Here is a 9,788-nt window from a genome sequence, read left to right as displayed (position 1 = left end):
ACCAGATCCTGGTCGTGCCAGTGGCAATCCCTGAACAGCTCGACATTACAGCTGGAAAAGAAATTTCCGACGCGCTGGAACACGTGGCGCATCAACCGGGGCGAAGAGATGATAAATCCGATATTGATCTCATGCTGACCAAAATCCAGACCATCAACATCATGCAACCGGGCGTAGTTGACATTCTTTGTCCACAGGTACGAACCGGGCAGAATGGTGTTTTCTTCCTGCCAGTACCAGACAACGTTCGGATCGATATGCCCGGTCTTCGCGAACAGGTCGTTCACGTCACGCTGAAAATAGAGATCATTGTCGCACAAGGCGATGGCATCGTAGTTTTGGCCGAACTTCTCTACCCAGTCGCAGATGATCAGCTTGCTCATCCGTTTGTTGCGGTAGAGAAGGAAGGCGTCGTCTTCGCCCAGCTTTCCATTCTGATATTCCGGTTGGGACCGCGCGATTTCACGGCGATACTTCCAGCTCTGAAAGCTGGCCAGCGGATTGATCAGATAGCGAATGCCGCGGCTTTCCAGAAACTCCTGACACTGCTCGCTGAGATGCGTGGAAATCACCCACAAATCACCTTGAAAATTGCCTTTCGCCGGATCGAACAGGGAATCGATCATCAGATTGGCTTGTGCCACATGCATGGTGTTTGCTGTAAAAACGATCGCGTTTTTGGTCATTCCGAGAAACCTCAGTATCGATAGGTTCTAATGTACTGGGTTGGCGTTTTTGAAGAAAACGCCACAGCAGTGTTCAAATTCGCCTTGATGGCTAAAGCGGTGCCACAAAGAATGCAGGCATGTCTTCACCATTCGCCAGTTTCGAGACAAACCCCCGGGCTGTATCCAACGCCTCACGGATCGTCACGTCCATATCAAGGTAGCGATAGGTTCCCAACCGACCGACAAATGTGACCCCGGCGGCATTTTCTGCCAGCGTGACATAAGCGCTCAGCAGTTCCTTTTCTTTGACCTGCCGGATCGGATAGTAAGGTATGTCCCCGGCATCCGCCGCCCGCGAGAACTCGCGATAGCACACCGACTCTTCATGTTCTTCCCAGGGTGAGAAATGTTTGTGTTCGGTGATGCGGGTATAGGGCACCTCTTCCTCACCGTAATTCATGACCGCGCAACCTTGATAGTCACCGGAATAGTCGAACCGTTCGAAATCAAGCGTGCGATATCCCAACCGGCCCAGTTCAAAGTCGAAATACCCGTCCAGTGGCCCGGAATAGAACACATGATCGTATTCTTCACCCATCGCGCGCGTAAAGCGGGTGCTCAACTGCACGGTGATCCCCGGGTGATCCAGAATCGAGTCGATCATGGAACTGTAGCCGTTTTTGGGCATGCCCTGGAATTTATGGAAGAAATAGTTATCGTCATAGTTGAAACGCACCGGCAGCCGCTTAAGGATTGATGCCGGCAGTTCGGACGGGTGCATACCCCATTGCTTGATCGTATAACCCTTGAAAAACGCCTCGTAGAGGTCCTTGCCGACAAAGCGCATGGCCTGTTCTTCAAAGGTCTGCGGGTCCTCGATGCTGGTATCCGCCTGCTCTTCGGTGATGAACGCCCGCGCCTCATCTGGCCGCAACGTCTTGCCGAAAAACTGGTTGATCGTGTGCAGATTGATCGGAAGCGAGAAAACACCGTGCGCCCCGCCCGGGTCCCGAGAGGTCGTCTTGACCCGGTTCTTGTAGGGCAGAAACTCCTCAAACCGGTTCACATAATCCCAAACCTCGGTGTCATCGGTGTGAAAGATATGCGGCCCGTAAACATGCAGCATGACACCCGTTTTTTCGTCGCGGGCAGTGTGGCAATTGCCGCCGATATGATCGCGGCTGTCGACGACGGTCACTGCATGGCCAGCCTCGGCCAAATGCCGCCCGATTACAGCGCCCGAAAGACCGGCTCCAACCATCAAATACTTGCCTGTCATGCCAGTTCCAATTCGCTTTTTTTCGCCCGAAAGCCCTAATGGATTGACCAGCAGGTTGCAACCACACCTGCAATCAATGCGCGGGATACGGTACATCTTGCGCCTTGCAGCAAGCACCCGAGACTTAAGAGGCATCGACCATTCCAGACAGTGGACTTGGGCTTTTGATACGTTCAAGTCACAGTTGTCTTCCTTCTCGTTTTCACGGTTGCTACGAGACATGGACAACAGAATGCGTGTCAGGCTAGAGCTGCCCGAGCCGAAGCGGCATGGACTACGCCGACTAAGTTTCTTAGAATCGGATGCAGCAAAAGCTGTTTAGAATAAAATAGGAATATATAAAATATTATCATGATCCCTCTTTGGAAAATAAAACGGGAAATGAGACGCATTTTCCTTCCGGATTACAAGAAGCGACTCTATTCAGACGTAAGCTCAAGCGACAAGGATTACCTTCGGGAAATCAGCGATAGCTATGCGGGAAAAAGATGCTTTGTGATCGGAAATGGGCCAAGCCTTACAGCATCGGACCTAGACAAGATAAAGGATGAGATGTCCTTTGCGTCCAATAAAATATTTCTGATTTACGACCAAACAGATTGGCGCCCGGATTTTTACTGCGTTGAAGACATGCTGGTTCTTTCGCAATGCCTTGACGAAATCCGCAACCTTTCCGGGAGCAAAAAGTTATTCCCAATCAATGCCTTCAACAACTTGGAGAGGGTTCCAGACTCCGTCTGCTTCCCCACGATCCCGCCCAAAAACTGGGATGAGCCGCTTTCCGACCCGGAGTTTCCAGAATTCAGCCCTGATCTCTCACGCGGAATAGGCTGGGGATCGACAATTGTTTATACCGAGATACAATTGGCAATTGCCATGGGTTTTAAGGAGATCTGCCTGCTGGGATTAGATCACCAATATTCTCCGGGAAAAGAAAGTAAAGAAGAAAAAGGCGTCATGATCAGTGAGGGTGAGAAAAACCACTTTCATCCTCTTTATCGCCCGGCAGGAGAGAAATGGCACTCTCCCAATCTGCATGTGCTGGAAGTGTCATACGCAAAAGCCCAATCTGAGGCCGAGGCCCTTGGGGTCCGGATCGTGAACTGCTCGCGACGCACAAGCCTGACTGTCTTTGAACGAGAGGACCTTGAAACTGTTCTTGCCCGCCCTTCGGCATGAGGCTCGGCGACTAGGCGCTGGGACTCATGCCAAAAGGTCGGCTGGGTTTCGCGAATGATACAGGCAGCCTTCTGCCCGCAGACAGCAAACTGAGCTCCCTTGGCATTGGCCCCTTAACGCAGCAAATCAGCTGTTCCTATGAGGCATTTTTCGGCTCCCAATGCGTTTCTCCGGATGCTTCCTTTTAAAGGGCAATCTGAGGTTCGGCACGTCCAGCAACTGCCACCGGAACCGAGAATGTCTGCCCTGCGGTTCCCGCCCAGTCTGGTCGGTCGTCCGGAAGCTTCTGCATAGCAGTTGTCACAAACAGCGTTCTCATGTCCGCCCCGCCAAAAGCCGGGCAGGACGCATGACCGGTTGGCAGATCGACGGCGGACAGAAAAACCCCATCGGGGCTATAGCGCGCAACGCGGGCAGAGCCCCATTGGGCGCTCCATAAGCATCCCTCGCTGTCGATTACGGCGCCATCCGGTTTGTGTTCGGGCCTGTCTGGCGTTGCGCTCAAATCCATGAAAACTTCTTTTTCACCTTGCGGCCAGCCGGTTTTGGGGTTCACTCGGACGCGCCAGATGATGCGGGTCTTGGTGTCCGCATAGTACGCACAACTTCGGCTGTGATCGAAACAGATCGCATTGGGCGTACTCATATCGCGCTGGATCACCCGGAGCCCGTCGTTCGGGTGCCAGCGGTAGAGCGTTCCCTTCCCCGACTCTCCGGTCTTGTCCATGGTGCCCATCCAAAATCCGCCCCAAGGGTCGGCGCGCCCGTCATTGGAGCGGGTCAGGGGGTTATCGGCCTCAATCTCACACAGCATCCGTTCGGCCCCGGTTTCCAGATTGAAGCGGCTCAGACCTGTTTCGCTGGCAATCAGCAGATGATCCCGATCAATCCAGCCCGCCGCGCTGACATTCCGGTCGAATTGCCAGTTCAGCGTCTGATCGCCGACTCGTGACAGCAATTTGGAATTCACGATGTCGAACCAGAACAGTTGCTCACGCTCGGGATGCCAGAATACACCTTCGCCCAGCTCACACTGTCGATCATCAAAAATAGTGGGCACGCCTGCCATGTTCGAGACCTTACAAGCCAAGATGCTGAAACAGGTTTTTCAGTGTGTTTTCATGCACGTATTCAATGGCCTGCACGGTGCTGTTGGCATTGTGGCTGGACACGGCCACATTCTCGAACCCCAGCAAGGGATGATCTGTGGGCAGGGGCTCCTGCTCGAAAACATCCAGTGCTGCTGCAGCCACCTTGCCGCTTTCCAGCGCGGCGATCAGTGCGGCTTCATCCACCAGCCCACCGCGCGCGACATTGCACAGGATCACCTGATCACGGGCACGGGACAGCGTATCGGCATTGATCAGGTGATAGTTTTCGGGGGTCTGGTTACAACACAGGCAAATGACATCAGCACGGTTCAGCAATTCGTCGAAAGAGACGATTTGCGTTCCATCCGGTGCATCGGTCAATTTTGGGTCATGGGCGATAACGTCCATCCCCAACCCTCTTGCGCGTTGCCCGACCCCCTGCCCGATGGCACCATACCCGACGACACCCATCGTCTTGCCTGCCATGCCGGGGAACCGACCCTTGGGCCACTCGCCTGCCCGGATCATCCTATCTGTGCGGGCCAATCGGCGGGTCGCGGCCAGAAGCAGCCCGATGGCATATTCGCCGACAGCATCCCGAAACGCGCCGGGTGAGTTGCAAACGGGCACGTTCAGACGCTGGGCGGCCTCCAGATCAATACTGTCGATACCGGTGCCCCATTTTGAAATCACCTTGAGTCTGGGCAAATAGGCCTGCAGCACCGCTTCGGTAATCTGGTCGTCACCTGCCAGCCATCCGTCGACGTCTCCGGCATATTCCAGACACTGGGCCTCGGGCATGAACTGATTGACCTCGGGCCAGATCGGATGCACGCCGCGATCGCGCAGCAATGCGTCGAACCGATCTTTTTCGTTGATCATCATGATGTTCGAAACAAGCACCTGCATGATGAAACCCTATGCTTTCTCGTGTTTTTTCAGCACTGTCAGCAGCGCTTCGGCGATATCCAGATCTTCTTGTGTTTTGATCACATGGCCCGATATGGCGCCGACCGGATAGAACGCGATCTTGCCGTTGTACGTTCCGATTTTGCCTGCCTCAACGGCTTGGACAAAGGGTTTCGCCCGCCAGCCGGTGATCGACCAGGTGACCCGTTGCGTGGGCTGAAGGTCCTGCGAGTTGGTCTTTTCGGCAAATGTGAAGTTCACCGGCTGATCCTGATAGGCCACTTCGATCCGGTCTTCGATGCAAGACAGCATCACATCCGCATCCGAGGCAATGAATGCGTTGGCAAAATTCTCGACCTCTTCCGCGCTGAGCAGCGGCGCAATGGAATGCACCTGGATCAGCAGGTCGCATTCAACGTTTTTGAGGAAATCGTAGACAAACTGTTCTGACGTCGCGACCGAGTTCCCCAGTTCTTCGGGGCGTTGATAAAACTTGGCCCCGTACTGCGCCGCAATATCTCCGAACTCGGCATTTTCCGAGTTCACATAGATTTCGTCAAAACAACCCGATCTCTTGCACTTTTCGATCGCATGGCTGATCAGGGGCTGCCCGGCCAGAGGGGCAAGATTTTTCTTTTTCAGACGCTGACTGCCCATGCGGGCCGGGATCATCGCGATTGTCTTCATGTCTCTATCCTGTTGATACTCGGGTCAGGGGCAACTGCGGGCAAACACTGCCTTGTAGGTTTGGAAAATCTCCGGTGCGGCGCACAGGCTTCGTTGATCTTGGTCCATTGGAGCCGGGTCGGGGTCGATCCCGTAGCTGGCGTAGTTCAATCCAGCTTCGCGCGCGATCAAGGCACCGGCCATATCGTCCCAGCCCTTTGCCTCGCGGCTTGCGACAAGGCTGACGGTTCCGGCCGCCGCATAACACAGATGCAGGGCCTGACTGCCAAAGTTGCGCAGCTTGAACTCTGTCAGCAATTGCGCCAGCGCTTCGGGCGCATGCTCGGCCAGATCCTTGAGCAATCCGGATGAAACGATTGCAAGTCTGGCTTTATGGGACCGCGGAACCAAAGGCGCCCCATTCAACATCGCCCCCTGCCCTTTTTGCGCGGAGTATGTGTCACTATGGGCGATGTCATGCACGATCGAAAGAAACGGCGTGTTTTCAATGATCAGGACAACAGCAACGCTATAGATGGGAACACCCGCGACAAAATTCACCGTGCCGTCCAGCGGGTCAACCAGCCACAAGGGATCACCCCCTGTGTAGGGGCGGAACTCCTCCTCGCCGATCACCGAAGACCCCGGCAACAATTGCGGCAATTCGTGTTCAAGCCGCGCCTGCATCGCAAGATCCAGACTTGTCACCAGATCCAGCCCGTCGGTCCCCTTGTCATGAACCTGTGCGTGTTGGGAAAACACTTCTTGCACCCATCGGGGCAAGGCAGCGCACAAGTCCGCATGCAGACCAGTAGGAACCGGCTGCCCCTGCATGATCAGAATTTCCGGTCCGCGATCAGGGCTTCATCCATATTCGACATGCGCAGATACTGCGTCAGAATGTGGATAAAGGACATGTGGATATCCTCAATGATCCCGTAATTGTCGGCCTCGACATGAACATTTACGTCAGCCTGAGTTCTGGAGCGTCCGCCCGAGAAACCGGTAAACGAGATCGATTGCATCCCAAGGGGCTTTGCAACCTCCAGCGCCCGCACGACATTTTCGCTGTCACCAGAAGAACTTACGGTCCACAGCAGATCGCCCGGACGTGCCATGGATTGCAGTTGGTAAGCAAAGACATCCGCGTATGAGATGTCATTGGCCAGGGCTGAGTTCATCTCGGTATGGGCCGAAAGGGACATGAATCGCGGCTTGAGGTCCGTATCGGTGCGCACGCATTTCAGGAAATCGCACAGCGAGTGGTTGGCGATGCCCGCAGATCCGCCGTTGCCGCAGATGTAAATGAAATTGCCGGCAGCGATCGTCTCGGTCAGCAGGTTTGCCACCTGGTCCAATGCGCTCAGGTCGCTATGTTGTGCGGCCTTGGCCAGGGCGCTGAAATACTCACCCGCGAACCCTTCGCAAGTCTCGAAACGTGCGTTTGGGAAAAGATCTTTCATAGTAAGTCATCCTTCGGAGATGGTTAATTCAGGCTTCCAGGACAAATCTCAGAATACCAGACTTCAGACTGCGCTGCAGCAGGATCTGCAGATCACGCAAACGGTTCTTGTCCGCTTCTTGGAAAAAGCCTGACCAGAAAGGGATATTCGCGTTTTCGGTGCCTTTGAAATAGCGATCCAGAATAACCGCATCCAACCGACCGGGCGTCGAAACCTCCAACACGGAAAGCCCTACCCGCGCGCTCAGCGCCTGAAAGCCATTGATCGAGAACACGGTCAGCCGATCCAGCGGGATAAAACTGGGGGAATCCGCCCCCAAAATCTCATATTCCAGCCCATCGGCGCAGGAACTGGCGACAAAGATCACGGTTCCGGACGCCACGGATTGTTTGATTGCCCGCATCAAGGCCTCTGGGTCCGCGACACGGTCCAGTTCGGCAGGCATCAATATCGCCTTGGGAGACAGGTGCGCCAGACGCGCGCACAATTCATCGAACTCAGTGTTTTCAGGCGTCAGGGACAAAAAATCCCACGAGCGGCCATGGCTGAGCCGCCGGGTTGCCTCGGGCCATCGCGGGGCCTGCGATGCAAACCGAATATCAACAACCTTATCGAGACGGCGTTGCAAACGCGCCTCGGTCAGGCTGACCCAGTTCATCAACGAGGTAAACTCGAACTCCCGGTCCTTGCCGGGATCATCGCCAACCTGGGCTTCTATGATCTCAAGCCGAAGCTGGTCGAGAACCTTCTGGTCAGGAACCCGCTGCGCATAGATCGTATTGCATTCCGTACAGCGCAGAAATTCCAGCAACGTTTGCGAGAAATTGCGGCTTTTCAATCGATCCCGCCCACAGGCGGGACAAGCCTGACGCGGTGTCCAATCGGTGCTGCAATCCAGCATCAGATCCAGCAGAGCCTTGTTGCGTGTCAGCCGGTATTGCTCCGGCTTTTCGCCGGCAACAGTTTCGAAATCAGGCAGATGATCCAGAAAAACAGGCGTTTGCATTGTTACCCCTCCTGATTTTCTTGCACTTTGTGGTCCTGCACAATCCGGCACCATTCAGGATCAGCGGCATAGATCGCCTCGACCAGTTCCATCACATCCAGCGCCTGCTGAGACGTGCCACAGCGCAGAGGCTCATCTTCGGCGACAGCGGCATAGAACTCGGCAATCTCCTTGTCCCAGGACTTGTCTTCCGTAAAGCGCAGTTCCTGACTTTCGGGGTTCGGGATCGGGTTGCCGCCTTCGTCCAACCGGTTCAACGCCACTGTCAGCACCTCGGTTCCATAGCTCCCCGAGGCAGAGAGAATCCCATCGACGGACACGAAACCGTTGCGCAGATAAAGCTCCAACCGGAAAGTGTGCTGCCATTGGGTTGCCGAGGAATGAACCGACGCGACGATGCCGTCGGCGTTTTTCATCAAGGCAAAAGCATTGTCCTCGACCGGCACATCCGTCCAGAAATTTCGCTGAACGAAGCTTTGCACATCCCGAAAGCGCCCGGCAAACATCTGGAACAGGTCCAACATGTGAATGCCCTGATCAATCAGAATACCGCCACCCGACTGCGCGGGATCATTGCGCCAGTTCTGCGCGTAATTCGGCCCACCCGCCTTACCATAGACGCCGCGCATAAAGTAAAGCTCACCCATCGTGCCTGCGTCGATCAGCTTTTTGGCTTCTTCAATGGCATCGTGAACCCGGTGATTGAATCCGAACTTCAACACCCGGTCGCCTGCGGCTTTTTCCGCACCCATCATGCGGCGCACATCTTCGGAATTGCGTCCCGGGGGCTTTTCGGAAAACACATGCTTTCCCCGGGCCAGCGCCGTGCAGACGACATCAGGGATCATTTTGTTTGGCACACTGCAGACAATAACATCCGGGTTATAGTCGTAGACCGCCATCGGGTCTGTAACCATCGGGCAGGACGCCGCGGGATCAACTGCCGTGTCACAGGCCACAACCACGTGAAACCCACCATGGCGCTCCATCGCCTCGTGGCGAATCCGGCCCATTTTTCCGTATCCGATTATGGCTACACGCAGGGTCATTTGTACGTCTCTCTTCCGTATAGCAAAGAATCTGGCAGTGTCTTGAAACAGGTTAATACTGCCCGATTATGAAATCGCGGGGAACATATCAGGGTTGTAAACCCACGCAAGTTGGAAGTTTTTCGGGTGGCCGTTGCTTGCGCACGGTGTGAAACTCGACTTGCTTTGGCAACGGTCCGGGCTAAGAAGAACGGGCCACAACAAAACGGCTGGAAATCATGAACCAAGAACAGGTTGAACACATTTGTGCGGCCCTCACACAGGCCCGAGCTGCGGGTGAGCCCGCCGGGCTGGCAGCGGGCGACATACCTGACGCCATATCTGATGCATATGTGATCTCGTTGACCCAAATGCAGAGCGTCGCGGCCTGGAAAATCGGCGGCGCCAACCCGTGGTCAAAACAGGTTTTCAACAATGCCGATAGTTTTTTTGGCCCTCTGCACCCAAACGAACTGTTTCTGGATGATCCGGTTGTTTC

General features: G+C 54.8%; 11 protein-coding genes. 2 read left to right on the top strand and 9 right to left on the bottom strand.

Annotated features, from left to right (window positions below; genetic code table 11):
* Together MPJ51_RS20835 and glf are read right to left on the bottom strand one after the other, a co-directional pair.
* Positions 1 to 686: hypothetical protein (locus tag MPJ51_RS20835; RefSeq protein ID WP_298390844.1), on the bottom strand; the 686-nt coding region annotated here is incomplete at its 3' end.
* A 91-nt stretch (positions 687 to 777) separates the two neighbouring features.
* Positions 778 to 1,947 (bottom strand): UDP-galactopyranose mutase, encoded by a 1,170-nt coding sequence (gene glf / locus MPJ51_RS20830; protein WP_298390842.1) that lies wholly within the window; start codon positions 1,945 to 1,947, stop codon positions 778 to 780.
* A 351-nt stretch (positions 1,948 to 2,298) separates the two neighbouring features.
* On the opposite strand from glf, the gene MPJ51_RS20825 reads away from it, so the two are divergent.
* A complete protein-coding gene (locus MPJ51_RS20825; RefSeq protein WP_298390840.1) occupies positions 2,299 to 3,126 on the top strand; it encodes a 6-hydroxymethylpterin diphosphokinase MptE-like protein in 828 nt (275 codons plus the stop codon).
* A gap of 184 nt (positions 3,127 to 3,310) precedes the next feature.
* On the opposite strand, the gene MPJ51_RS20820 is transcribed toward MPJ51_RS20825, so the two are convergent.
* From MPJ51_RS20820 to MPJ51_RS20790, 7 genes are read right to left on the bottom strand one after another with little or no spacing between them, the layout of a single operon-like run.
* On the bottom strand, positions 3,311 to 4,186 hold the full coding sequence (locus MPJ51_RS20820; protein ID WP_298390838.1) for an SMP-30/gluconolactonase/LRE family protein: 876 nt from the start codon (positions 4,184 to 4,186) through the stop codon (positions 3,311 to 3,313).
* 19 nt (positions 4,187 to 4,205) lie between these two features.
* Positions 4,206 to 5,126, bottom strand: coding sequence for a phosphoglycerate dehydrogenase (locus tag MPJ51_RS20815; protein WP_298390836.1), 921 nt, complete (start codon positions 5,124 to 5,126; stop codon positions 4,206 to 4,208).
* Positions 5,127 to 5,135: 9 nt separating this feature from the next.
* Positions 5,136 to 5,813, bottom strand: coding sequence for an NTP transferase domain-containing protein (locus MPJ51_RS20810; protein WP_298390834.1), 678 nt, complete (start codon positions 5,811 to 5,813; stop codon positions 5,136 to 5,138).
* A gap of 24 nt (positions 5,814 to 5,837) precedes the next feature.
* Positions 5,838 to 6,626, bottom strand: coding sequence for an inositol monophosphatase (locus tag MPJ51_RS20805; protein ID WP_337959825.1), 789 nt, complete (start codon positions 6,624 to 6,626; stop codon positions 5,838 to 5,840).
* Positions 6,627 to 6,628: 2 nt separating this feature from the next.
* The gene (locus tag MPJ51_RS20800; RefSeq protein WP_298390830.1) at positions 6,629 to 7,255 is read right to left on the bottom strand and encodes an SIS domain-containing protein; all 627 of its coding nucleotides are present in this window, start codon (positions 7,253 to 7,255) and stop codon (positions 6,629 to 6,631) included.
* Between the two features lie 28 nt (positions 7,256 to 7,283).
* Entirely contained in the window at positions 7,284 to 8,261 is a 978-nt protein-coding gene (locus MPJ51_RS20795) for a hypothetical protein (RefSeq protein ID WP_298390828.1), read from the bottom strand.
* A 2-nt stretch (positions 8,262 to 8,263) separates the two neighbouring features.
* The gene (locus MPJ51_RS20790) at positions 8,264 to 9,310 is read right to left on the bottom strand and encodes a Gfo/Idh/MocA family oxidoreductase (RefSeq protein ID WP_298390826.1); all 1,047 of its coding nucleotides are present in this window, start codon (positions 9,308 to 9,310) and stop codon (positions 8,264 to 8,266) included.
* Positions 9,311 to 9,528: 218 nt separating this feature from the next.
* Here MPJ51_RS20790 and MPJ51_RS20785 point away from each other — a divergent pair.
* A partial coding sequence (locus tag MPJ51_RS20785; RefSeq protein ID WP_298390824.1) for a hypothetical protein occupies positions 9,529 to 9,788 on the top strand: 260 nt, incomplete at its 3' end.

It is taken from the genome of Ruegeria sp. (genome assembly GCF_028066395.1).
Taxonomy (GTDB): domain Bacteria; phylum Pseudomonadota; class Alphaproteobacteria; order Rhodobacterales; family Rhodobacteraceae; genus Ruegeria.
This window is presented reverse-complemented; position numbering and strand designations above follow the sequence as displayed.